This is a genomic window from Halorubrum rubrum, assembly GCF_024494685.1.
GTDB lineage: Archaea > Halobacteriota > Halobacteria > Halobacteriales > Haloferacaceae > Halorubrum > Halorubrum rubrum.
Window position 1 is genome coordinate 24277 of the sequence record NZ_JANHDM010000013.1, and the last position, 25517, is coordinate 49793.

The 25517-nt window shown below is 57.3% G+C and carries 22 protein-coding genes; 9 read left to right on the plus strand and 13 right to left on the minus strand.

Annotated features, from left to right (window positions below):
• Nucleotide 1: 1 nt before the first annotated feature.
• The 3 genes from NO889_RS13680 (at nucleotide 2) to NO889_RS13690 (ending at nucleotide 5818) form a co-directional block, all read left to right on the plus strand.
• Nucleotides 2–3169, plus strand: a complete 3168-nt coding sequence (locus tag NO889_RS13680; protein WP_256412796.1) for a PD-(D/E)XK nuclease family protein — start codon at nucleotides 2–4, stop codon at nucleotides 3167–3169.
• A gap of 72 nt (nucleotides 3170–3241) precedes the next feature.
• Nucleotides 3242–4477, plus strand: a complete 1236-nt coding sequence (locus NO889_RS13685; RefSeq protein ID WP_256412797.1) for a DUF5797 family protein — start codon at nucleotides 3242–3244, stop codon at nucleotides 4475–4477.
• Nucleotides 4478–4789: 312 nt separating this feature from the next.
• The gene (locus NO889_RS13690; RefSeq protein WP_256412798.1) at nucleotides 4790–5818 is read left to right on the plus strand and encodes a Cdc6/Cdc18 family protein; all 1029 of its coding nucleotides are present in this window, start codon (nucleotides 4790–4792) and stop codon (nucleotides 5816–5818) included.
• 18 nt (nucleotides 5819–5836) lie between these two features.
• Here NO889_RS13690 and NO889_RS13695 read toward each other — a convergent pair whose 3' ends face one another.
• Complete coding sequence (locus tag NO889_RS13695; RefSeq protein WP_256412857.1) at nucleotides 5837–6523, minus strand: SOS response-associated peptidase; 687 nt, start codon at nucleotides 6521–6523, stop codon at nucleotides 5837–5839.
• Nucleotides 6524–6733: 210 nt separating this feature from the next.
• On the opposite strand from NO889_RS13695, the gene NO889_RS13700 reads away from it, so the two are divergent.
• The 5 genes from NO889_RS13700 (at nucleotide 6734) to NO889_RS13720 (ending at nucleotide 15004) form a co-directional block, all read left to right on the plus strand.
• The gene (locus tag NO889_RS13700; RefSeq protein WP_256412799.1) at nucleotides 6734–8044 is read left to right on the plus strand and encodes a hypothetical protein; all 1311 of its coding nucleotides are present in this window, start codon (nucleotides 6734–6736) and stop codon (nucleotides 8042–8044) included.
• 1181 nt (nucleotides 8045–9225) lie between these two features.
• Nucleotides 9226–10065, plus strand: a complete 840-nt coding sequence (locus NO889_RS13705) for a hypothetical protein (RefSeq protein ID WP_256412800.1) — start codon at nucleotides 9226–9228, stop codon at nucleotides 10063–10065.
• A gap of 2 nt (nucleotides 10066–10067) precedes the next feature.
• On the plus strand, nucleotides 10068–10373 hold the full coding sequence (locus NO889_RS13710; RefSeq protein WP_256412801.1) for a DUF8156 family protein: 306 nt from the start codon (nucleotides 10068–10070) through the stop codon (nucleotides 10371–10373).
• A gap of 2 nt (nucleotides 10374–10375) precedes the next feature.
• Nucleotides 10376–12541, plus strand: a complete 2166-nt coding sequence (locus NO889_RS13715; protein WP_256412802.1) for a type B DNA-directed DNA polymerase — start codon at nucleotides 10376–10378, stop codon at nucleotides 12539–12541.
• A gap of 1185 nt (nucleotides 12542–13726) precedes the next feature.
• Nucleotides 13727–15004: a Cdc6/Cdc18 family protein gene (locus NO889_RS13720; RefSeq protein WP_121571058.1), complete on the plus strand. Its 1278-nt coding sequence runs from the start codon at nucleotides 13727–13729 to the stop codon at nucleotides 15002–15004.
• Nucleotides 15005–15367: 363 nt separating this feature from the next.
• On the opposite strand, the gene NO889_RS13725 is transcribed toward NO889_RS13720, so the two are convergent.
• From NO889_RS13725 to NO889_RS13750, 6 genes are all read right to left on the minus strand, one after another.
• A complete protein-coding gene (locus NO889_RS13725) occupies nucleotides 15368–15691 on the minus strand; it encodes a DUF6788 family protein (protein ID WP_008846864.1) in 324 nt (107 codons plus the stop codon).
• Between the two features lie 123 nt (nucleotides 15692–15814).
• Nucleotides 15815–16228 carry a helix-turn-helix domain-containing protein gene (locus NO889_RS13730; protein WP_256412803.1) on the minus strand — a complete coding sequence of 138 codons (414 nt, stop codon included), beginning with the start codon at nucleotides 16226–16228 and terminating at the stop codon, nucleotides 15815–15817.
• An 85-nt stretch (nucleotides 16229–16313) separates the two neighbouring features.
• Entirely contained in the window at nucleotides 16314–17132 is an 819-nt protein-coding gene (locus tag NO889_RS13735) for a hypothetical protein (RefSeq protein ID WP_256412804.1), read from the minus strand.
• A 148-nt stretch (nucleotides 17133–17280) separates the two neighbouring features.
• Nucleotides 17281–18084 (minus strand): nucleotidyl transferase AbiEii/AbiGii toxin family protein, encoded by an 804-nt coding sequence (locus NO889_RS13740; RefSeq protein ID WP_256412805.1) that lies wholly within the window; start codon nucleotides 18082–18084, stop codon nucleotides 17281–17283.
• A gap of 5 nt (nucleotides 18085–18089) precedes the next feature.
• Complete coding sequence (locus tag NO889_RS13745) at nucleotides 18090–18920, minus strand: type IV toxin-antitoxin system AbiEi family antitoxin domain-containing protein (RefSeq protein WP_256412806.1); 831 nt, start codon at nucleotides 18918–18920, stop codon at nucleotides 18090–18092.
• Nucleotides 18921–19043: 123 nt separating this feature from the next.
• On the minus strand, nucleotides 19044–19976 hold the full coding sequence (locus NO889_RS13750) for an ImmA/IrrE family metallo-endopeptidase (RefSeq protein ID WP_256412807.1): 933 nt from the start codon (nucleotides 19974–19976) through the stop codon (nucleotides 19044–19046).
• A 168-nt stretch (nucleotides 19977–20144) separates the two neighbouring features.
• Between NO889_RS13750 and NO889_RS13755 the strand changes: the two genes are divergently transcribed.
• Complete coding sequence (locus tag NO889_RS13755) at nucleotides 20145–20444, plus strand: DUF3892 domain-containing protein (protein ID WP_256412808.1); 300 nt, start codon at nucleotides 20145–20147, stop codon at nucleotides 20442–20444.
• Here the strand turns inward: NO889_RS13755 and NO889_RS13760 are convergent.
• The 6 genes from NO889_RS13760 to NO889_RS13785 all read right to left on the minus strand — a co-directional run bounded on the left by NO889_RS13760 (nucleotide 20441) and on the right by NO889_RS13785 (nucleotide 25150).
• Complete coding sequence (locus NO889_RS13760; protein WP_256412809.1) at nucleotides 20441–20803, minus strand: DUF8013 domain-containing protein; 363 nt, start codon at nucleotides 20801–20803, stop codon at nucleotides 20441–20443. The genes NO889_RS13755 and NO889_RS13760 overlap by 4 nt on opposite strands.
• Before the next feature lie 71 nt (nucleotides 20804–20874).
• Nucleotides 20875–21876, minus strand: a complete 1002-nt coding sequence (locus NO889_RS13765; protein WP_256412810.1) for a DUF6610 family protein — start codon at nucleotides 21874–21876, stop codon at nucleotides 20875–20877.
• 122 nt (nucleotides 21877–21998) lie between these two features.
• The gene (locus NO889_RS13770) at nucleotides 21999–22220 is read right to left on the minus strand and encodes a DUF8129 domain-containing protein (RefSeq protein WP_123115183.1); all 222 of its coding nucleotides are present in this window, start codon (nucleotides 22218–22220) and stop codon (nucleotides 21999–22001) included.
• A gap of 66 nt (nucleotides 22221–22286) precedes the next feature.
• Nucleotides 22287–23444, minus strand: a complete 1158-nt coding sequence (locus NO889_RS13775) for a hypothetical protein (protein WP_303653156.1) — start codon at nucleotides 23442–23444, stop codon at nucleotides 22287–22289.
• 346 nt (nucleotides 23445–23790) lie between these two features.
• Complete coding sequence (locus tag NO889_RS13780; RefSeq protein ID WP_192812422.1) at nucleotides 23791–24006, minus strand: DUF7987 family protein; 216 nt, start codon at nucleotides 24004–24006, stop codon at nucleotides 23791–23793.
• 310 nt (nucleotides 24007–24316) lie between these two features.
• Entirely contained in the window at nucleotides 24317–25150 is an 834-nt protein-coding gene (locus tag NO889_RS13785; protein ID WP_256412811.1) for a homing endonuclease associated repeat-containing protein, read from the minus strand.
• Nucleotides 25151–25517: the final 367 nt, after the last annotated feature.

Here is a 25517-nt window from a genome sequence, read left to right on the forward strand (position 1 = left end):
GATGATCTATCCGATTCAGGACATCGTTGACGACGAGACGCACTATGGCCAGGAAGTCACTATCCGATGTACAGTCGTTGGTGACCCAAGAAGAGGGCAACAAGGCGGAGACAAGACACTGTATCCAGTTCGGGTGTCTGGTCAGTTCGAAGGTGATGCCTTCCTCTCGATCTGGCATGAGGATCCTGCTTGGACGGACTCGTTCGGGCGAACCGCATCGTATCTTCGTGAAATAATCGACGAGGTGCCTTTACAGCAAGACGAGTCGGTCGTCGTCAGGGGGATTCCTAACACACACAACGGCAAGTGGTATTTCAACGTCACCGGAATCATAATCCGAGACCCGGATACCGCAATCGGCAAAAGTGAGATGCGCTCCGCTAGCGAGTGCCCCCGTATTTACGACCTTCTCTACGAGAAGAACGTATATTCACCCGGTAGGTACGATCTTTCTCCCGGAGCAATCAAAGGTAGAATTGTCCACACATTAGTAGAACACGCCATCGAAGAAGGGGGCAAAGGTCAATTCAAAGGTGGATGGTCGGAAGCTCAAGTTGAGGCGTCTCTTGAAGAGCTAATTGAGTCAGAGTATTCTATCGAGATGGCTCTGTGTCGGTTGGCATGGGTGAGCCCCAACCGAATTCGGGAGAACGCGTTAGATGCTGCTACTCGTCTTCTGACAGACGACGAATTTACAAATCGAATCGCTTCAGCGACAGACGTTAGTGCAGAAGTAGGCCTATCTGCCTCTGTCGGCTTTAATGGCCGCGTTGACCTAATCATCGATGGGACCCCCTATGATCTCAAAACCAACTACAAGCTGACCGATAAGACACGGAATCATCACCGATTTCAGCTCCGGGTCTATCTCCTAGCATTCCTCCTCGAAACTCTTGAGACGGGAGAGCGTCTTCATGATCGAATTGACAAAGGGGTCGGCGGCTATCTCGTGTATCCGAACCTTGCGAACGAATCGAGCGTCGTGTTGGAAGAAGTCGAATTGCGGCGCCGCGATGTAGAAGACATTCTTTCTCTCCGAAATGAGGCATCTGTTCTTCGCGATGGATTCGGTGTGCCGACGACTTACGGTCGGGATTGTACTGGCTGTACGTTCAAGTCACCGACAACCGACCAAGAGGAAAATGAGATTCTTCCATCACCTTGTCAATACTACTGTCAGTCTGAGCGCCGTTGGCCGTGCTTTGAATCAGACGATGAAGGGAACATCATATCCCAGTGTCCGCTTTTCGACGATTGTGACCAACGACTCGAATTCCGAGATCCCGCTGTCACCGACCATTACACGGGGCTTCGTCAGGGACTGAACACTGAGCGAGACCATCGGAAACGATTAGGCTACGAACTTGAGCAATTAGCTCCAGAAACACTGTCAGAGGCAGGGTTACGAATCCCTGATCTCAAGCTTAACGCCTTAGAGGGCCAACGAAGGATGGTCTTCACGTCAGATGCAGGGCTAGTTCCGTCCTTTACCCCAGGTTCGGGCGTACGTCTCATGCAGACCGGCACAGAATACTATCAAGAAGCCACATACTATGGCCGGGTTGAGAACAAGTATGTCTTCCAGCTGAAATCAACGCCCAATTCGGCCTTCCTTGATCCTACGGAGGCGTATGAAGCCGTCCGTACCGTCGCCGCTGATTCTCTACCACGTGAGCTGTTGTCACAACTGGACTACGCTCAGCGAGGAGAGGTATCACCCCTCCTTGAAACGACAGGAAAGGCCGGCGATAACGAGGACAGTCTTGACCCTTCGGACCTAAATTCTCTTTCCGAGTACACCGACGCAAAGGAATTATATCTGGATGTTCCAGTCCGTCGCGAGCGGACTACGCTCGTTACTGATATTGTTACAAAACTTGCCACGCAGCAGTATCCAAGCCCCGCTGGTGGCGAAGAGATACCTGACGATGAACAACGCGCGTTAATCCTCTGTACGCGGCCTGAAATGACCGACTCGGTCGAAGAGCGACTTTCATCAGTCGAAGGGGCGACTAGAATGGACGGATTCGCTGGTGGAGCGACGACGGGTCTTACTGGAACGTCTGATGGGCACGAGATTTATGAGGGGCTTCGCGACGCATCTGTCGTGGTTTCATCGGCACGCTATGCGCTTAGTGAACAGGTATTCCACGCTATGCGAGATGGTGATGAGTCGGTTCGGCCCCATACTGACAAATTCTTCGACACGATCGTAATTGTGGGTGCGGAAAGTCTTGCAGAACCCCAGTTCCATTTCCTCCAGATTCTCGGCGATCGAGTAGCGGCAATTGGTGACACTCGACGGTCTGGTCCTGAGATTGTCAGTGGGGAGGCTAGAGAGGCCCGTCTTGACGAGGCGTATTTTAACCGTCTATACCGGCGGTTCGCGAATGTTGAGAGCGACGACAGTCAGAGCATTCAGGTGAAAGCAGAACTCACTCGTACAATGCAATCTGCATTTTCGGGGCTGGAACTTGACGCTGAGACTATTGACGGAAGTTTCGAATTTAGAGATACGGATGGAGCAATAGCAACGGCCATCGGTGAAACCTCACTAGAGTATCAAGTACCAACATCCACTGAAGAAGACGAAACCCGCTTCATCCGGCTGGAACCAGTCGAACAAGTTGATGCAGTCCATATCTCTCAGTCTCTACAACAACTTAGAACCCTTGACGCGAGCGCACTAACGTTCGGCGAGACATACACAATCCAGGACATCAGATTCAAAGTCCGGACCAGTAATCCTATTGATAGCGATCATCATCGTCTGAAGGTCAGTATCCCCGTACATGCGACACCATACCTCCATCAGCGCCTGACACAGAATAAAGCCGAAGCTGAAAAGGTAGCTGAAGTTTGTACAAACGTCTCTCCAGATTTGGTTGTTACTCCCTTTGTCGCCCATGCAAATGCCATTCGAGAAGAGTTAGAAGAAATTGGGAAAGACATAGCGGTTCATCTCCCCGATCAGCTATCTGGAACTCATGTAGACTCAGCTGTAGTCAGTCTCGCCGTTACAGGCGAAGAACGAGTGGTCACTCCGCCCGTGAGTGATATTGAGCAACTCTACACCTGCTTCAACTGTGCACAAGACGTTACATTAGTTGGCGATCGAGAAACTTTGGAACGGAACTCACTCATCAGCCGGTTGATTGAATCTACCTGAGCGTTTACCGGCACGAATACCAATAATGTACGAACTGGATCAGAGAATAACCAACCGATACACCCGAAAGCTATGATTCCGACAGACGAATTCTATGACAAGCCCGAGGTAGAAAGGCAAGAGCTTGTGGACGCGGGCCACGTCGTGACCGACGGCAAGATTGCAGAAACAGTACCTTCAAACAGACGTGGCGGAATTCACGTTTTTGAGGAACCAGTCACCGATCTCGTTGTCGATCGCCTCAAGGGTGCCCGATACACCGCAAATGAACTCGCTCCAGACTTCCCCATCGACAAGGAAGAGCTAGATGATTTGTTCAATTGGATGAAATATGAGCCAATGGACCTTCTTACGGACCACTTCGGTGTACTAAGGGTCGTGGATACCGAGGGCGCAGAATATGTCTATACTGTAGAAGCAATACCATTTTCGGCACGGTGTATCGACCCAACTCTAAGTGGATACTTGTTAGACGCTAACGATCGATGTCCGATTTCCCGTCCTGAAATCACAACGAAGCGCAACTCTACTTCTCGGGATAAATACGTAGATCAAGCAATCGATTACTGGGGAATCCCAGAAGACGAGATAACAATGGATCTCGATGATCAAGTCGGATTCGCAAAATCCACCCTCGGACCTTTGCCGGTTATTAGCGATTTGTCGGACGCAGAACGCGTTATAGAGCGATTCCAGAGCACTGAGGACAGTTACCGCCGGAAACAGCATACAGTCCAGAGCGTTAAAAAGAGCATTAGCTTCCACAAATCTCGTTGCCGGCGCAATCCCTCACTAGGTGCATTTCAGTCGTTCAGTCTATTTTTGATGGATGTCAGCGAATATTCATCAATTGAGAACGACAGTCAGCTACGGGAGTTAGTTACGCAGGGAGGACAGGTTCTCTATCGGTGCCTGTACGGGAATCTTTGGCCAGGCGGATCAACCGCTTGGCGACCGTTCGAAATCACGATTCAGGACAGAAGTATAGATACCTTTGACCGTCGAGTAATCGATATTGTAGAGCAACAACCCACATCAAACGGACAATTATCCGACCGTTGGGGTTTTTCAGATGGGAGAGAGGTCTGGGATTACCTTCAGTCTGAACTCAGTCAGTATGTAACCCGGAACACCGACAAATTCGCTTGTGCAACCGAATCAGCCCGTCGTTACGTAAGTGGACTCGAGCAAGACGGCAAGATCGCTCTCAGTAAAGAGCCTCCCAGGATCCCAGGTAAAGGAAGAATCACCCTGGCAGTCACAGACTCCCAGCAAAATGATACCAGCGGCGTTAACTGGAACAGGTGATTGTGGGAACTTCACCCCCCGGCCTTTCTTCCTAACAAAAACGCACACTTCGTCGATTTAGACAGGTCTAACCAGATCGAGGGCAACCGTATCGAGCGCTCTGGCGAAGTGCTCAATAGGCCGGCGCATCGTCTATTGTGTCATCTCAATTTCCCGCTTAAGTCGGCTGAAAATCGTGTTGACCAGAGAAACGCCTAAATTGCGAATAACTACCAATAGAACGCAATCTTCGAACCAATCTCCTAGGCAAGAGCGTTTCCGGAAACACCCCGGTTACACTTTTATGACCAGAAAGTAGTCTACCAGATACAGATGATCCGCGATGCTCGCGTACTCCGCGCTGGGTTCGTCCCTCGGGAAGTTGAGCATCGCGACGCCGAAGTCAACCACCTCTCCAGCGTTCTCGAACCCATCACGAACGGGGAACCCGCCGACACGGCCATCGTCACTGGACCCAGCGGCGCCGGCAAGACCTGCATCTCGCAATTCGTCACCGAACGCCTACGTGAGGAGGTGCTCGACGTCGAGGCCACCTACGTCAACTGCTGGCGTAACTACACCCGGTTCCGCACGCTCTACCAGATTCTCGACGATCTCGGCGCCACCATCGGCATCCACCGGCAGTCGACGCCCCACGACGAACTCGTCGACCGGCTCCAGCAGCATGACGGCCCGCGAACGGTCGTCATCCTCGACGAGGTCGATCAGCTCGAAGACCCCAGCGTCATCTACGACCTCCACAGCCTCCCGCAGTTCGCGATCATCTGCATCGCGAACAAGGAAGAGGAGCTGTTCAGCCGCGTCGACGACCGCCTCGTGAGCCGGCTGCGCTCCAGCGAGCACGTCCGGATGGACAAGTACCACGACGAGCAGCTGTACGACATTCTGAGTGCGCGGGCAAAGTGGGGACTCGATGAAGACGTCATCACCGACGACCAGCTCTACCGGATCGCCGACGCGGCCGCCGGCGACGCCCGCCTCGCAATCGGAATCCTTCGAACGGCCGCCGGCAAGGCCGATCGCGAGAACCACGAACGCATCACCGACGACATACTCCTGGACGCCGCCGAGGATGCTCGGGCCCAGATCAAACAGAAGAGCCTCGATTCACTCACCCCCCATCAGCGCGTCGTCTACGATATCGTCCGCGACAACGGCCCGATCGGACCAAGCGAGATCCACGAGCAGTATGCCGAGGAGGTCGACGACCCCCGGACGAAACGCACCGTCCGAACGTACCTCTCGAAGATGGAGCAGTACAATCTCCTCGAGGCGGAGGGGACGAGTCGGGATCGAGAGTACTCGCTCGTCGATTCGGCAGCGGCGTCGCCGATGCAGTGACCTTGACCCCGTCAGCTATCAGGAACTGAACTCGCCGAGGCCTGATTGCTCGTGATCCAGCGCCTCGATAACCTGGGGATCGTCGTTTCCGGGGTTGTTGACCCGCGTCGAGATCTCGTAGGCGTCCAGATCATCTTTCTGATACGGCTGGCACAGTTCCTTGCGAGTGTCCGGGTCTGCGGCGAGCCAGTCGGACTCAGCGTCCTTTGGGAGGACGACCGGCATCCGGTCATGGATTGAGTTCATCAGGTCGTTCGGCTCCGTCGTGAGAATCGTGACGCACGAGATCGTCTCGTCGTCGCCCTCCCAGACGTCCCAGAGCCCGGCCATCGCGAACGCGGGGTCGTCCTCGCGAAAAATCCGGTAGGGCTGTTTCGAACCGCCGTTCGGCGATTTCCATTCGTAGAACCCTGACGAGGGGACGAGGCAGGGACGTGATTCCCACGCCCGCTCGAAGACGCGTTTCTCGTCGGCCGTCTCGGAGCGAGCGTTGATGATGCCCTCCTCAGGCTCATCCGTCCAGAATGGAATCAGCCCCCAGTGGTAGGCGTTGATCTCGTCTGGAGCCTCGTTCGTGATGATGTGGAGGTCGTCGCCAGGCGCGATGTTGTATCGGGGTGTATAGCCTCCGTCCGTGATGACCTCGGCGTTGAAGCGGACCTCGAGTTCGGCCTGGTCGATGAAGAGCGAATTTCGGCCACACATACATCCGGGTCCGACCGGGAGAATCTTCAACGTATCTGGAAATGTGAAGGGCTGGTTCTGTTGCACCCTCGTTTGATTGTAGATTTGGGTATGATCGGTAAGTCCAGAGGAGGTATACAGCAACTCGCCGCTGTTATTCGCCGGAGGGACCGAACGCACTGATAAGGAACCCGCACCAACTTAATATAAGAACCAGACAGGACCTATATCATGGACGAGCGGTTCTACGACGCATATCAGCGAATCTGGGAGCTACCAAGGACCGGCGAAGTACGTGTCCAAATGGGACAAGAATCTGCATTCAAAAAGAACCTTTTCGGAGCCATTCGGGATCTCGGACTCGACAGAGACCACCACCGAATCACGAATAGAGGTCTCTACAAGAAATTTCACGAAGGACTCATCGAGATAGCCGAAACACACGGAACAGACCTCACCGAAGACGAGTTGAGAGGTCATTTTCAGACCAAAAAGAGTGGTATTTTCTCGAATTGGTTAGGGACTCCACCGGACACGTACAAGCTTGTATTCCCGATAATGATTCGGAGCAAGCATTTTCCAGATGAAGTCGAACTCTACGAGTCGAAAGCAGAGCAAATCGACGAAGATCAATGGGAAAATCATCTCATAGCGGCCGAAAATGACGATGATTCGAGTTTCGATTCCTTTCTGGATGAACTTCCGAATGACTACTCGGACCACCCGTTGAAACGGCGTGAGTGGACCTTCTTGATGGTCGAAATGAAAGCCCGGGACGAGTTCTACGCCCTACACAGGGTCTCGGAACTCGTCGAAATCCGCTTCGCTGAAATAAACTTCTTCGATCAGCTCTGGGCCGCAGGTATGCCGCAACCGGGGAGTTCAGATCGTGCTCCCTACGAGAAATGGACCCGTCATCAAGAACCACCGTTCTACCTCATATTCCAAGACGGAGATTTCGTTACGTATCGCCCGATGGATTTCGATTATCGGCGGTCAGTTGGTCGGTTCCATTTTAACCACGCAGACGACGTCGATGAGATCAGCGACATTCCGACGTTCGACTATGATGCTGACAAGGGAACCTACGAGGGATATATTGTCAGTGCGCTACTCGCGTACCAAGACGGGATAACCGAACGATCTGTTCGGCAATCTTTCTTTAGTTTCTGGAGGGGCATCGAGATTCTTTCGAATACCAGCGATTATTCGAACGCCAGTGACTTCGACAAGATGGTTGACCGTGGTGAATTCGCGCTTTCCTATCACCACGACATGGACGACTCGCTTCGTCCCGAATTGAAGCGAGCCATCGAAGAGATAGAAGAGAAACGCCACGAACTCGTTCATGAAGGGCTAAAGACCGAGATTCATCAAGGTCATCGGAATGGCGCGAAATTACTACTGGACGGGTTGTTACTCCTATACATCGACAAATACGGGCAGTGGGATCTCAATGATATGTCCTCTTTTCTCAAACACGGGGTCGAATATCAAGAGAAGGTCCAGTTCCTCACAACGCTGCTAACGGACCTATCGTAGAGGCGCCCAGAACGATCATACATTTCCATCCACGAAGAAGACACCTAGCTCGTCAGGGATTTCACCGCCGTCTTCGTGGAGTATCTACCAATTTGAGTCCGCGCAAGATGACGACTGAGTTGTGGCCAATTCGCAAGCCTACTTATCGACTGTTTCACCGCAGAAGGTTGGTGACCGGGAGAATTTCTACAGAGCCAGCTCTGAATCGTGTGATTAGAGCTCGGTCGGTGGCAGAAGCTCACAGAGAACAGCTGCTTGGTCAAGAAGTGCGTCGAAGAGCCGTTCAGTCGGTCGATACAGCGCGTGGTGTTCATCAACAGAATATGGCGTTTTCTCATCATCTGTGTGTGAGAGAAATCCGCTTTTGAGAAGCGGAACGAGGGTAGTATCCAGCGCAGTTCCGGAACGGCCAGATTCGACTTCGAGTGTGTGTCGAGAGAATTCAGAAAGGAACCGTGTACAGCAACTCAGGACGTGAGCACGTCGATCAGCGAATAGTTCGTTGAGCGCAGTACGATGGGTGCGTGTCCAATACTCGTCGAGTTTGACGTATGTACGAACGATAGGGGAAAGCTCGTTCAAGGAACCATTAGCATGGACGATGCCAAGGTCGTTGAGAGCATGTTGGTCTTTGGTGTCCAGAGACTCGCCGAGGGGATGGAGAACAGTTTGAAGCGCATCGTGGTACTGTGAAGTAAGGAATTCCCCGGCAACAACGTGGGCGTTCACGATATTTCGAGCTGGGTGCATTGACTCGTGGTGGTCGGGGTTTCGGTGGTCGACGTGGGTTCGTGGATAGCTCATAGAGCACCTCTTCCAACGTGGCGTTGAGCATTAACATTCCGAGCAGCCAGGCTCGAGACTCCAGCTGTGAAGGTTTAACCAACACGCCGGCGTCAATACGGGCAGATGTTGGTTAACCCGGAGAACACTGGATTCAGGAACTATTCTCGGAAACAGGATCCAAACGGAGACTACTCGAGACCGTACCGGGATTGGAGGGGATCAAGTCGACTTCCCTGAAACGCGGAAGCGACACGCCGCGGCTTATCGGGAACGTAGACAACTAATCGAGTATGGGAAAACACTCAACGTCGAACCGATTGTCGGTGGACCAGCCGACACGGGGTGCTGACCGCAATCGGTCCCTCGCTGACCAGGCCGATCCGGCTGCGGACGAAATGCTGCTGCCGCAACTCGACGACGGCATCACCCTACTCGACGTCGAAGGTGGCCGCGGCGTCCCGATCCTGCAGTCGCTCGTGCTCGACCATCTCCTCCTGCACGCCGGACCCTCCTTCTGGGTCGACGCAAACGGCCACGCGACGACGACGACACTCGCTCAGATCGCGCCCAGTCAACGGTTGCTCAACCGAATCCACGTGGCACGTGGATTCACTGCCTACCAGCACTACGGCGCCGTCTGTGATCTCCCGACAGCGGTGAACGAGTCGATCCGGACGTCCACCGCCGACGCCGGGGCGGCCGGTCGAGAGGAACCAAGTCGAGACGAGGACACGTCGCCCCACACGCCCGCCCTCATCGTCGCGCCGGCCGTCGACGCCCAGTACCGCGCCGACGATACCCTCGGCGAGACTCACGCGAAAACCCTACAGGCCCGAACCCTCGCCCGGTTGGCGACCTACGCCGACGGATACGACATCCCGGTGCTCGTCACCCGGGCGCAGCGCGACGACTTCACGACGCCGGTCGCGATGGCCGCCGACCACCACCTGAAGTGCGAGCAGACCCGAATGGGGCCACGGGTCGTCGGCGAGGACTTCGAGACGCTCGTCTATCCCGTCGACGACGGCGCGTACTACCAGACGACGTTCGCGTACTGGCGGCAGCTGCTCGCGGCACGCGCCACGCAGGTCGGCGTGGAACCGACGACGCCGGCGCCGTCGACGCCGACCCCGGAGGGTGTCGGGACGGGTGTCACAGCTGACGGTGAGGCGGTGGCGGCCACCACGGATCCCTTGCTTGATGCGTGGACGGCGAGCGGAACAGGAGGACGATAGCGATGGGGCGCACGAACCCAACCTACCGTGATGCACTGCGGGCCATCGAAGAGCGCTGGGCCGAGTTCCGCCGGGCACTGCGGCGTCGCGACCAGCCGCGCTTCGACCGGCTGTTCGAGTACGCCCGCGAGCACGCCGACGCGAGCGGGCTGTTGAACCACCAGAATCCGCTGCTGCCGGCGCTACTCAGCATCGATCTCGAACAGGAGGAGCGCCTCGACGACCACGAGGAACGCCTCGAAGAGCTCGAAGCCGCGGTCGCAGCACGCGATGACCAGGGGGCCGCTCCACCAGACTCGGACCCGTGACGATGCCGTTCAGTATCGACTTTCTGGACGACGGCCGCGTTCTGGAGTGGGAGGCAACCGCCGACGGCGCCGTCGCAACAGAACGGGATAACTACACACCGCGATTCTACGTCGCCCCTCGGGACCCTGATGCCGACCTTGATCTCACGACGCTCCAGTCGGTGTACGACCAGCACCCGGACGTCGTCGCGACCGAGATGGTTACGCGACGGCCGGGCTTTCGACGAGACGAGGAGGCCGTTCTCGCGGTCGACGTCGTCCACATCGACCGCATCACTCCACTCGCCCGGCAGGCGCGTCAGCTGTCGGCCTATCCAGTCGGGGATCTCGCCTGCTTCAACGTCGACTTCTCGCGAGAGTTCCGATACTGTCTGGAGACCGGCGCCGATCCGACGCCGGCGAGCGAGCTGTCGACGCTCCGGCTCAGCGTCCCGGTGACCGAAACGAGCAACGACATCTATGGGGAGCTGTCCGTCGCCGGCGACACCGTCACCGGCTCGCCGACGGATCTCCTGACCGCCGTCCTGAGGGCGCTCGACGCGCACGATCCGGACGTCCTGGTCTGCTCGACGAGTGAGATCGTCCCGACCCTGTACGAGATGGCGACGGACGCCGGCGTCGACGACTTCTCGTTGAGTCGGTGGCCGGACGTCGATTATCAGCAGCTCGCGAGCCGGTCGACGTACTCGAGCTACGGCCGCGTCGGCCACTCCCCAGCGCGGTACAACGTGCCCGGCCGGGCGATCATCGACGAATCGAACACGTTCTTCTACGGGGAGACGAACCTCGACGGCGTCCTCGACCTCGTGTCGCGCTCGAAAAAGCCTGTCCAGGAGCTCGCGTGGGCGTCAATCGGGAACGTCCTCACGGCGATCCAGATCTGCGAGGCCCACGACCGCGGCGTCCTCGTCCCGTGGAACTCCTGGCGTCACGAGTTCTACAAGCCGATGGGGACGCTCCACGATGCCGACCGCGGCGGCTTCATCTTCGCACCCGAGGTCGGCCTCCACGAGAACGTCCACGAACTCGACTTCTCCTCGTTGTATCCGAACATCATCTGCACCCGGAACGTCTCGCCAGACGTCATCCGGTGTAGCTGCCACAGCGACCGCGACGACGTCCCCGGCCTCGGATACTCGATCTGCGACGACCGGGGCTACCTCGTCGATGTGCTACAGCCGATCATCGACGCACGCGACGAGATCAAGGCGGCCATCCGTCGCGAGAAGGAACGAGACGACCCCGACGAGGACCGTCTGGCGGAACTCGAGGGACGGTCGGGAGCGCTGAAGTGGATCCTCGTCGCCTGCTTCGGCTATCAGGGGTTCAGCAACGCGAAGTTCGGCCGCATCGAGTGCCACGAAGCAATCAACGCGTTCGCTCGCGAGATCCTACTGACGGCGAAACAGCGGCTGGAAGCTGGCGGCTGGCGGGTCGTCCACGGCATCGTCGACTCCATCTGGGTGACGCCGGACCCTGACGTCGACGACGATGACCGCGAAGACCTCCAGACGCTCGCGACGGAGATCACGGAACGTGTCGAGATTCGGCTCGAACACGAAGCCCACTACGACTGGGTGGCGTTCGTGCCGCAGCGCGAGAGCGACGCCGGCGCGTTGACGAAGTACTTCGGGAAGGTCGCCGGCGACAACGATTTCAAGATACGCGGGATTGAAGCTCGGCAGCGCTCAACCCCACCGTTCATCGAGGACGTCCAGCGGGACTATCTCGAACGGCTCGGTGCGACTAAATCTCCGGACACCGTACTCGACTGTCTTCAGGACGCGATCAAGCGCCTCCACGCTGGAACGGTGCCGGTCAAGCAGCTCGTCGAACGGAATCGTGTCTCCAAGCCGCTGGAAGGGTACACGCAGAACACGCAGAACGTGGCGGCGCTGAAGCGGGCTCGGGACCAGGACCTCGCTATCCACCCGGGACAGGACATCGAGTACGTGGTCGTCGACGACGAGAAGAGTTCGCGAGAGCGAGTCGCGTTGGCCCACGAAGAGGTAGAGTCGTACGATGCGTCGTACTACGAGACGCAACTCGTCAGAGCTGTCGAGAGTGTGCTGTCACCGCTTGGCTGGGATCGGACGGAGATTCGACGCGAGATCGCGGAAACTCGAGAAACGGACTTGACCGCCTTCACCGAGATTGGAAGACGTTAACCAACACCATCGAGGTATCGGGAGAGTTGTTGGTTAATACTGAGTGGAGACACGGAAGGGAGCTGGAGAGAATGCTTCGCCCACACACCCCTCGTCCAGAGTGAAAACCAATCAAGAGAGTGGGGTGAGGTCCACGAGAAACGGGGGTTCTCGTGGGAGAAGATCAGCAAGAATCACGGAATGACTGCCTGAGACGGGAGAACACGGAGGAAATGGAACAGCAAACACGAGCAGCGGTTCGAAACCACCCGGACGAATGCCGCCTTCGTCCTCTTCCTTGTGCTGAATGCACTTGGGGAGTTGTAAGAGGTAGGTAGTAATAAAACTTCTAGATAATACTATGAAGATTGGTATGTTTAGAGGATCTTCGACTGTGTGACGACTGCTGTTCGAGGGATACTCGTCTCACGTCTTGTGATTTCGGTACTTCCCAGCTGACTCGTCGTGTGGTTTCCGCCCGGTGAGCCGAGGGACTCTCGTAGCGTTTCACTCTGGACGAGGGGTGTGGGGGTTCGATTCCATCGTCCGCGTATTATGAGATGTTGAAGGAACAATCGTCATTCTGACTATTCGCCAACTACCGAACCGGCATCAAAGCCGAAATCGGGATTGGTATCTCCCGATCTCCCTCGTCAATCGGAATCAAGATACCCGTTCCCGACAGTTCTGATTGTACCCTGCTTTGCTTCGGCTGGAGATCTGATCTGCGTCTTCACTCTTGATTGGGGGTGTCGACGAACGCTCGTCAGCATTACTCGAGGTTCACACTCCACTCCAGCTCGTCACACCGGCGCTTTCACTCTGGACGAGGGGTGTCTGCCGTGCGTCAGACGTCCAGGGCCGATGTGTCATCTCATAGAAATGATTGATTACCAGGTTCGGGAGATACACTCTGGACGGGGGGTGTCGTCTCAACCAAGTACGCTGCTTCCGTATGGAGGGCTATTCACTCTTGACCAGGGGTGTGTCAAACCCGCTCCAGTCTGGCGTTTTCACTCTGGATTGGGGGTGCCCGTCTGCGGCGGTAACTCTCGCTCCGAATCCGATTTCACTCGGGACCGACTTGACCCTTTGTGAGGATGATACGCCAGCGACAAAACATCAGAAGACGACCATAGCCCGATTTACACTCTGGTCGAGGTAGCCAAATCATTAAGTAGGTCCCATCCGCGATATCTGATATTGATGGCTGAGGAACCGTCCCAACTCTCTGACTTCGACGGCCGCTACGAGGATCCCGCTGACGATCCCCTCTTTGACTTTGATGAAGACGACCCCGACCGAGCCAACATTTTCGCTCGAAAGGAACTGCTGAAGGTTGGCCACGTCCCTGAAAGCGGCCGTATCGTCGGCCGAGATGGCGAGATCAAGGCCGTTGCTGCTGAACTCAGGCCGATCGTTCGTGGCGATCCGCCCAACAACGTGATTATTTACGGGAAAACGGGTACGGGGAAGTCGCTCGTTGCCCGTCACGTCACAGAACGAGCCCGCCGAGCCGCGGAGTCGAACGGTGTGTCCGTCGGCACGGTCTACGTCGACTGCGCGCAGCACAACACACAGACACGCGTCGCGAGGACGGTGACTCGTTCACTCAACGAAACGGACGAGACTGACTTCGATATTCCACGCGCAGGGATTGGCAGCGGGGAATACTACGACTATCTCTGGGAGATTCTGGATACTGCCTACGAGTCAGTCATCATTATTCTCGACGAGGTGGACCGACTCGATGACGATGATATTCTTATGCAGCTCTCGCGGGCTCGCGAATCGGGGAAAGCGGATTGCCACCTGGGCGTCATCGCAGTCAGCAACAAAATCGAGTATCGCGACCAGCTGAACGAACGCGTCAAGTCCAGTCTTCGCGAAGAGGAGTTCGTCTTCCAACCCTACGACGCGAATCAACTGCGCGAGATTATGAAGCACCGACGGGACGCGTTCCACGATGGCGTTCTCTCCGATGATGTGATCCCGCTGACGGCGGCACTAGCCGCTCAAGAACACGGTGACGCCAGAAAGGCCATCGAAATTCTTCGTCACGCCGGCGAACTAGCCGAACGAGAAAACGTCGACACAGTCGTTGAGGAACACGTTCGTGATGCTCAGGAGTGGGCTGAAATCGATCGGTTCGAGGAGCTGCTACGCGGGTCGACGACCCAGGTCAAATTCATCCTCTATTCGCTCGCGCTGCTCACCGAAGAGAATCCGAACGAGGATGGATTCTCTACCAACCGGATTTACGAACGGTATCAAGCGACGACAGAGAAGGCTGATGCGAAGACTCTCAGCGAGCACCGCGTCTACGAGCTGTTGAAAGAGCAGGCATTCCTCGGCGTCGTTGAATCAACTCGGACCGGTGGTGGCCGGGGTGAAGGCAGTTATCTCGAGCATCGGCTGGTTCAGGACACCGGTATCGTGCTGAAATCTGTCCTCCGGGATAGCCGGCTGGAAGACCTGGCCTAGCTCCCGTTTCGGTCGCTGACCACACCCCTGATCACGAGTGTATCTCTCGATACGTCGGAAACGTGGGGTGGGTGATCCGAGGTCGTCTTCTACTCCCAATAATCGACTTTGGCCGGGTGACGAAACGACGGAAACGTGGGGGGTGTGATCCCCTCGATCGTGGCTGCGTTCCCTCCACCGACCTCCAGTTACGACGGAAACGTGGGGTGGGTATCTTTTCTCCGTGTGTTACCTGTTTGGACTGACCGGACCCATTCACACTGAGGGGTGTGGGGTGGGTTGAACCCATTCACACTCTGGGGGGTGTCCTCTACTACGCTACTAATTGCGCTTGACAAACCTCCGGCTACGGTTCACCACCGTCTACTCGTCGGGACTGACGGGGCCTTTATACTGGGAACGCACTTTTTCGCCTTCTCGCCACTGCCAGTAGTAGTAGCGGTTGTCGTTAATCTCCTTGATCGTGATCGTGGCCTTGGCCGGGACATCGTCCGGCAGATCGTCGGGACGTTCTTCGATTTCGCTTTCATCTGAGTCCTCTTCGAGACGTGCCTCGCGAGCTTTGTGCTCAGCTAGCTCTTCAGCGTAGCGGGCAACGTGCTGGAGCTGCTCAGAAGAGGACTCGTTGAGCGTATTGACGAGGTCTGTCGGGAGTTCCGCCGGCGGCGTCGGTGGCTCGTAGGACATCAGCGGTCGCCTCGTGTTAACCAACAAAGGCCGCATCGGCATAGATTTGTTGGTTAATAAGATATCGCCCCGTCACGGCCTGAAGAGTATGAATAGCAAGCTATTCCGGAATAGAACGTTCCATTAGATGTCGTCGGGACGGGGCGCGTTCTCGTACTTGACCATCTTCTCGGGCTTGTCGGAGATGGTCTCGTAGATCTGCTGAAGCGTCTCTTCAGCGGCGAGCAGGTTGTGGTCGTTGAGGAACTCTCGCCCATTCTCCGTGAGGCCGTAGAACTTCCAGGGGTAGCCCTGTCGGCGCTGGTCGCCGTCCAGGGCGACCTCCTTCACGATGCCCTCATCGATCAGCTTCTGGATGTGCTTGTAGACAGTGGCGTCACTCACGCTGGGGTTGAGCTCCTCGAGTTCGTACATCGAAGGAAGCTGCTCGGGGTGCTGGAGGATGTTGTTGATCAGGGTAAACCGCGTCTGCTGAGTGACGAAATGGATGAGTTCCCGTGGTGCCGTGTTCTCACCGTTCCCAAGGCCATCGTCCATATTGGTGTGTTCAATCGAGTACGCCAAAGTAGTTTACCCCAGAGTAAACTACCACGCAGAAGCGACCGAGAAGCAAGACAGGAGCTTACACCTGTGGTGGAAGCTGACCATCTGGACGTGGGACCTGCCCCTGTTTGATTTCGTGATCGACGCGACGCATATGTTTGCAGCCCCCGTCTGGAGCGCGCTGCTGCCAATCGGGACAGGTACAGGATTGCCCGATAATATCGACTTCGTATCGATTTCCGGACGCCGCTTCGACTTCGTAGCGACCACCCTTGGCGAGTAGGGAGACGGTCATCGCTTCCTCGACAGCGCGTTTCGTTCGTGGCTCGAGATCATCGGCCGAGGTGGAGCCATTCGAGACGAGCATTCGGTCACGGACGTCCCCTGCCTGTCCTCCGTCTGGAGCGACAGCGTCGTCAGTCTCCTGAATCCGGTTTTCCAAGAGTGCTTCCGAAAGGTTCCCCTCCGGCCAGAGAAAGTGGACTTCTCGTCGCTCTCGATGGTCGTAGGAGCCACAGGCAGCCGCACTCCCTTCCCAGACTCGCCATGCCCCCAGCGCGGCCATAACAGTGAGGATGACCCGGGGAACCGGTGTTTGGTCCTCAGGGTAGAACACTCGAAAGCGCGTACAGTCGTCCTGTGGCGGTACTGTGTCCCACCACTCGACGTCGGACCTCCAACTGTCGTACATCGCTTGATCTCGGCCGTATCCAACCGTCACGCCATCGACCTGCGGGACCTCCTCGGGGATCGCGTTGGCATCACCTTCGAGGAGTCGGAGTACAGCGTACCGGAGGTACTCGTGTGCAGGGGAGTTCGTGGCTTGGGCGACCTGGTTGTACTGCTCTGCGACTCGCTCCGCTTCTGCCAGAACGGCTCTGAGATGTCGCTCTGTCATGATTCGATGAGGCTGGAATGCGCCTCCACCCCTCGGCGGGCGCTCACAAACTTAACCAACGCACCAGCTAGATATCCCGAATTGTTGGGTAATCCCAGAGCTCCGGATGCGACACCCATCAACTATCGACACCGACATCGGCCGTTCCCTACGGCGATCCCTGTTGGGAGATCGCCGTGTCCAACTGCTCCCAGACCATTTCGAACGCCGGCGGATCACCGGTCAGGTCCGGCAGCGTGGTCTCCCACTGGTGGCGGATCGTCTCTTGTTGCTCGGCGGGGAGTCCGTCGTTCAGATCAACGGTGAGCCCATCGTGTTTACACTTCGCGTCGAAGGCGGGCCCCACGTCGGCAAAGTTGATCGCGACCGAATCGGTTTCGAGCAGCTGATAGAGATCATAGTAGTCACGGGCGGCTCCGCGCTGGTAGATCGCTCGGAGCTTTTCGGCGAAGATCTCCTCGACGCTGTACGCTTGTAGGTCGAATTCAGCTATGTCTTCGTACGCGTGCGTGTGCTGAACAGGGTCGAAGGCGACGTGCTCGTCGACCATCACGTCGATGCTGGTCGTGTTGGGGTGGTTGAGGACGGCGCGGTACTGAATACTGATGTCGACGTAGTGGGTCGGGTAGTGGTCCTGCTGGGATTCGTGGTGCTCTCGAATCTCGAATTCGATGCCAGAGCGTTCAGCAATCGTATCGAGGACCGTTCGGAGCTCCTGTTTGGACCCCTGGTACTCCCCTTCGACGCCAAAATCGAGGTCCTCCGAGAATCGCCACGATTGCGGGAAATACAGCTTGGACAGCGCGGTCCCGCCTTTGAACAGGAGGTTGTCGCCGTAGTCGCTCGTGAAGATGCCCCAGAGGAGCCACGAATTGACGTAGTTCTTTTCGGCGTACCCTTGCCGAACGCCCAGTTCGCGAGCGAGAATCCGGAGCCGGTCCTGACTGATCATCGCGATCAGGACTCCGTCGGCTCCAGCGTGGCTGGCTCGACGTTGATTCGGAGGCGATACGTACTGTCGGTCGATCCGGTGTCGGGTCGCGTCGGGTCCAGTGAGGAATAACCACTCGTGAACGACGCAACGAGTTCTTCGCGGGCGGGGAGGTCGATGCCGAGCTGGTCGGCGAGGTAGACGATCCGCTTGGTCGCAGCGCCGTTGTCGAGGCGTTCGAGGTACTCGCCGACAGTGAGCCAGTCGCAACCCCGTTCGTCGGCAGTACGCATCGCGGTTGCGAGTTCCCGAAGGCCACCGCAGAACTCGGGGTGGTCCGCACAGTCGACCAGCGTCTTCTCCAGGTCGCTGACCTGAACGGTCGTGCCCTCGACCGATGTTGTCTCAACGCCGAAGAATTTCTGCTCGGTGACTGTCGTGACGCGGTACGGGACGCCGTGGATCTCCCGGCTTTGCGCTCGGGTCGGCGTGACGACGTACACCGTCCGGGGAACCTGTTCGGTCAGTCCGTGGTGGCTGAGGGCGCTGTAGTAGCCGATGTACATCGGCTCGGCGACGTGGGCAGCGATGAGGTACTCGTGGGTCGTGTACACGGCCTCCTCGCCGGCAGTGAGTGGAACGATGAGATACGTGCCCGGGAAGAGCCGGTCGAGCCAGCCCTTCTCGGTGAGCCGGGAGGCGATCTCGCGGGCGGTGTTTGGGGGGACCTCCAGCGTCGTCTCGATGTCGTCGACGGAGATGATCTGGTGACCCGCGCCAGCGAGTCGTGCAAGGAGTCGACTTTCTCGAGTCGAGAGCCCCTGTCGTATATTTTCTGTTTGTTCTATGGTACTCATACCTGCGTTTCTTACATAGAGTATAACACGGGCCTGCTTTAGCCTTGCGACTGCCGCGGACGGCGGAGACGAGCAGACTTAACCAACAGAATCGGGGTGTGGAACCGTGCGTTGGTTAAGGATTCAAGCGCCGTCTTCGACTACGTCGATGAGCTCTTCTGCTGTGGAACTGATCCGGTCGAGACGGTCGCGAACGATCTCGGGATCGTCCGACTCCCACGCGGCCAAGTAGAACGCCGACCCGCTGGTATCTAACCCACAGTACCGCCCGACGACGTACGCGACCGCCTCGGCTTCGACTTCGCGTTTCGACCGCTCGGTGTCGTCGTCGATGTCGAAGTGAAGCAGGGCGTGGGCGTACTCGTGGATCAACGTCCGCGCAAGGTCGGCATCGTTCTCCCGATCACGCACCTCCACCCGCGGTTGCATATCGACGAGACTCAGCTGCTCGCAGATGCCCTTCGCCTCGCCGTGCGTCCACTTCGCTTCCGGAACGATCCGAACCGTCACGCCAACTTCGTCGGCGGCTCCAGTAAGCCGACCGACGAGGTCGCCGGCGTCCCCGGTTGCTTCCGTGTCGAGATCAGGAAGCGACTCGCCTTCGGTCTGAGAGACGTCGAACACCGGCGCGGGCTTGAACCCGACCAGGCCCTCGGACCACTCCTCGGGCGGCGTCTCATCGTAGTCACAGTCGCTGTCCTCGTGGTAGCTTGGCGAGTTTTCGCACTCCGGGCACTGCTTGGTGATGATCGGCGCCCAGATCCAGATGGCCGACTCCCCCTCCTGGACGTGGCGGTCGAACTCTTCCTGCCACGTCCGGTAGCCCGCCACCCGGGTTGCCTCCGGGTACTGGCGCTTGATGAGGAGCGTGTTCCGATACGAGTAGTCGTGGAAGCGGCTCTGGACGTCCAGCCACTCCTGGAACTCCTCACTAGTCTGCGCGTCGTCGACGCCGGCGACGAGGTCGTCGATCCACTGTTCGATCGTACTGTTCATCTCGTCGGATCGTGTGTCGGTCTTGTCGAAGGAGACCGACGAGTCTCTGGTCGTAGACATCGTGATCACCGAATCGAGTTCACGGCGACTGCGTCAGTTCAGGACGCGCCGCACCCCTCAGGGGCGCAAAAACAGAAATTCACCAACTGGCTTTCCAGGCGTCAGCAACGTGTTCAGTTTCACTCCACTTTCCAATATTTTACACTACACGTCTGAGTACACTGTTGCATGAGCAAATGGGCAGATTACGTAATCACTGCAGTTAGATACAGTGGTGACTCTATCGACCAAGTTCGGGTATATGAGGACGATGGAGATCAACTGGCCAACCGAGATACTAAATCGCGAATGGCCGTCATCCTCCGCTTATCGGTTGGACAAAAGTACTGTACGGCGTATAAGAATGACAATGGGAAATGGACGAAGGGTGATGATGTCGGGACAGTAGAAGTTGACGGGACAACCTACCTCCGGACTGACGGGAACAACATCGCGAGCGACAATCTGGGCGAACTGCCAGAGTTCTAGTGAGTCTTAGAATCGCGTAGAGAGCGTTTTTCTTGGGCCAATCCGATCGTGACGAGGTACTCGAGGAACTCGTCGAACCGCTCGACGTCACTGGGCGTGTCGGTCGCAAGATGACGCGCCCACTCGATGGCCCACTGGAAGGCAGGATCCGTGCCGCCCTTGCCGTGAATGTACCACCACCGGGCCGCTTTCAGCACGACCAGCGGATTCGTCGGTGGCTGCTCACTGGCGAGCCCACGGGTGATAGACTCGATTTCGTCGGGGACGTCGGCGGGATCGATCTCCGCTGATTGCGTGTTGTCGATATCGACCGGGATATCGTCGATCGAGACGTTGTCGGGACTCTGTTGTTGACTCACTGGAAGTCACCTCTGAGAGCTTTCGAAGGAGCCCTCGCCCTCTCTGGGGGCGCGAAAAACAGGTCGCGAAGTCACGTCGGCGGGAGGTAGACGCTCTGCTCGCCGGCGATCTCCTCCAGGTTGTTTCGATGACGGTGGCTGAAGTAGCACTCGTAGCTACAGTATCCACAGATTGCGCCAGTATCGTATTCGGCCACGTACGGGCCGCGGCGAGTTCGCCAGACGTTCGTCCCGCACTCGGTACAGGCTGCGTCCTCGAGATCGGCAGGACTCGGACCCTCGTACTCGACGGTCATCCCCTCGTCTTCTGGTGTCGATTCAGGCCAGACCCCGTGTTGCTGCCAGAACTCGCGGACGCGGGCGAGGCTGTGACGCACCGTCTTTCGGACGGTGACGTGGTCGGCGTCGCGACCGCTGTCGTCCCAGCCGTCGGCCGTCCAGAACTCACCGAACTGTGCGCCACAATGTAGCCCGTTCCAGTCGACGCCGACGATGTCGGCTGGTGGCTCGTCCGTGAGTGTCGGTCTGGTCAGCTGTCGAATGGCGTCGAGCTGCTTGGGCGGACTCCCTCCAAGGATGTGGACGCGCCGCCCTCTCCAATCGGCTGGATCGGAGAAATCGTGGGCCAGTCGGTCGGCGTATCCCCGTGAATACCCGAGGACGAGGGTCTCGGGTATCGCGTCGATCACCGCTCGCGACTTCGGAACGACGATGAGCTCGGCCTCGGGATAGCTCGCTCGGATCTCGCGAGCGGCAGCGACGTGGGCGTCGACGGCATCTGGTTCGTAGATGTCGCCGATGACACCGACCTGTGGCTCGTGCTCGAAGAACCGATCGACGAAGCGTTCCAGGTTGGGATTGCGGAAGTCGTTATCGAGCATCCCCACAGGGATCTCGAGGTTCAGGTACTGGTCTGCTTGATACCCACAGTCTTCCCGAAACCCGGGAAGAAATCCGAGAGCTAGAGCATCAGCCGCGAATGGAGCTCGATGAAGGAACGCTATATGGTCTGCTTGTCTGGCGGCAGCGATGTCACTAGCCGTGCTGGAGTCTGTACTCAAATCGAGGGACATGATTGGGCTCGCGAGGTCGCTGCTGGCTGCCCCGCACCCATTCAGGGGCGCGAAAAACCGATGTACAGCGGGTTAACCAACAATAGGGAACTCACGCGGAACTTGTTGGTTAAGAACAGAGCTTACTCTTCGCCCTCACGGAGCTCTTCAGCCTTCCACTTGAGCCGGCGCAGGATCTGCGTCCGATTCTGGTGGGCGTTCTCGTATGCAACACACTCTTGGAGGGTTTCCATATCCGGGATCGTCGCAATACCGGCCTTGATCAATCGGTAATTCGGTGCTTCAAGACGCTTCTCAGGGGGGAATTCGTCGTCACTCCCGTCGCTAATCGTGGACTGTTCCATCTCGGTAGCCCTCCACCCATCCAGGGCGAGAAAAACAGAACAGACGACTACATCACCGACGCGGCGTCAGGCCATCGCCTCTTGGAACCGCTGACGCAGCGCGTCCTCGCGTTCTTCGAACTGCTCGACTTTCTCCTGCAGGTCGTCGCTGACCCGTTCGATGCTCGCCAGCGCTCGTTCGCCGGCCAGCGAGGCCTGTGACCCATCGTCCCCGTCCGCCTCTAGCTGCTGCTCGTAGGCCTGCTCGACGCGCTCGATCGTGCCTTCCGGATTGAACAGGATGTCGTTGGCGATGCGGACGTACTGATCGAGAGATGCCCCTTCTTTCCCCTGGAAGAAGTGGGTGAGCGCGTACGTCGCGCCGGAATGCAGCGTCCACATATCGATCTCGAAGGGGGACGCCGCATTGGCTTCTGCATCGCCGGCGGCACGCTCGGCCAGGTAGTCCGGGAACCCCAGCAGGGTGTAGAACTCCGTGACGGTGAACGGGAGCTCCGAGAAGTCGAGGTCGATGTCCTGGGCGTCCCGGATGAACTCGAAGAGATCGTCGGCGACGAGTTCGACCTGTGTGAGAATCTCTTCCCACCAGGTTCGGAAATTCCGCACGTCGCCGACGTGTTTGATGACCTCCTTATCGGTGAGCGAGCGCATCGTGTTCGAGCAGTAGCCATCCTGAGCAAACCCTTCGACGTAGACGGCGTGCTCGCCGAAGAAGTCGTAGCCCGACGTGACGCCCATCGTGATCGGGTCCGACCGGCCGGGAAGGCGCACCTCGAGGCCGTCGAACATGATGTCCATGTGGACCTCGCCGCCGCCCCGGTAGCGCCGAATCTCGCCGAACATCACTTCGCCCAACGGCGTCTCGTCGATGGTCTCCTCACGGAGGACCTCCTCTAGCGGCCCGTAGACGTCGACCGGGTTGATGATCGAGTACGAGTCAGTCGGGATGTGAAATAGTGACTCCGCCTCAGTGTCACCGTCCGCTTCTGCTTGCAACCGCGACGGCTCGACGATTGCGTTGAACCGCTCCGTCTCGACCCACTCGTCGGTGTACGGATTGCGATACGCGACTGCTGTATCGACCGCCTGTGGGAGGTTTCGAATCGCCTCACTGAAGCTGATCGGTTCGGGACCTCCGTATTGCTCGGCGTACCACTCGGGTAGTTCGGTGTCGGTTCGCCCATCAAGGCCTGCGAAGACCGTAGCTGTCTCTGGGTCTTTCATGGATTCCATCTCACAGGCGCACTGCGTTCCACCGCGCCTGCACCCATCGCAGGCGCAAAACAGACTCTACCGTGGGAATATACCAGGGATGGACTGTAAGTTCCCTACTTTCACTGATCCGAACAGAGCGTGACGAGAGAAATCAGTCCTGCCGTTGAACGATATACAAGTGAACGAGCAATCCGAGGATGCCCAAGAACCCTAAGATGACCCCCCGGAGTCGTGGACTGGAGAATCCTCGTTTCTCTGAATCAGAATACACGTAGTACCCGACGGTCGGCCAAAATACGAGGAGGTACAGGCCCATGCGAACAAGCAGACCATTGTACGCTGTTAAGAGGCTCATCTATTCTCCCCGCGTATTATTGATTACTTGCGGGACGATGACACCGACGACGATGACGACTGCTATACTGACCCACGTCGGAAGCGTCGTGAGCGTCGCAACGAGGTAGAGGAGGACGAGGGCCAACAGACCGAATCCGAGGATAGTCTGATTTTCACGGGAAACCATATCCAGAGTATGAATGGTAGCTGAAATAATGTTGTCGGCGACTCTCATCGATAGGTTTTCTCCCGATCTAATCGCGTTTCACTCCGTCAGGCAAGAACAATCGTCCGGTAGTATAACTACTGACAGTCGTGGACTTGGATCCGTTCTGGCAGGCCGACTTTCCCACAGAGCGGGCACTCGACGAGTGGTATCGGCGGGAGATCCTGACACGCAGCAAGGGCTCCTCGGAGATAGGCTTTCGTCGTCATTGACTCGGCGCTTTCGAGGGCACTGGTGAGGTGCCAGTGGAGTCGTTCTCTGTTCGTGAAATCGTCTGTATCGGGCGTCGGGATAGACTCGTCTGTCTCTCGCATTTGAATCACGAGGGTTCCCCCTCATTCCCTCGGAGGGGGAGAGCAACACCCACCAGCCTACCTCGCTCTGGTGGCCGTGTGGCGTCGACAATTGTATCCAAACGCTGCGGGGCGACGGCTTCCCAGATGAGATGATGCTTCGAACAGACTGTCACGAGATTCGAAACCCGGTTTGCCTGTTCGTAGTCAAACCGTCCGTCGGGACCGACGAAGAATTTCCGTGGGAGCAGATGGTGGACAGAGATGTCCTTCCCAATCTGTTCTTGATGATCCGCTTGAGTCATCTCACACCACGGCGTTTGGCACTGGAAGTCATCACGTTCCAATGCTTGCCGCCGTTGCTCCGGCCAATTTGGCCCGTACGGAATCTCTGAACGCTCTTGATAGGACCGTGGTTGTGAGAAGCCAGCTTCGGTGAGTGCCTCTTCCCACCCGCCAAACCGGTGGTCATATGTCCATCTGTGATATTCTCCAACCCGATCCATCTCTCCGCTTGATGGCGGGCGACCGAACTGCTCCGCAAGGCGGTCAATCTCATCCACCAGGTCCTGATCGGTGAGTCGGAATTTCCGGTTTGGAGCGTAGCCAGCCTCACGAAGCGCCTCGTTCCAACTCCCGAATTTGTTCTGGCAGACGCGCTGGGAGTATTCCCCGTGCTCGCTCATCTCCTTTGCTGTCGGCGGGTTTCCTAATTTGTCTGCGACACGCTGAATGTCGTCGAGAATTATGTCCGCGTCCGTTACGATCTGGTCGCGACGATGGACCGCGGTTACGTGGCCTCCCAACTCGTTGGAGGTCGCAAATGCCTCGCCACAGTAGTCACAGATATGGTCGGTCAACGCTCCGTCACCTCCCTCCGCGGTTCCCCCGTAATGGGTTATAAACTCTCGACCCGATGAGGGATTGTAGAAGATCGCGGACCGCCTCGGCGAAGGTCACAGGGTCTGCATCCCCGTGTCGCTCTCGGTACCACTCTGGTAGTTCGGTGTCGGTACGTCCATCGACGCCAGCGAAGATGGTTCTGGACTCTGGATCTTTCATTGCAGTCACCTCACTTCAGGAATCCTCGTCGACGTGCGACTGCATCGTCTCGCGCCCTGCGCCCCTCTCCCGGGCGCAAAAACAACGTCTCACGAACTACCACTCGACCTGGAGCGTGTCCTCACATCCTCAGGTGTCTCCGTCGGTGCGCTCCTGTCGGTCGTT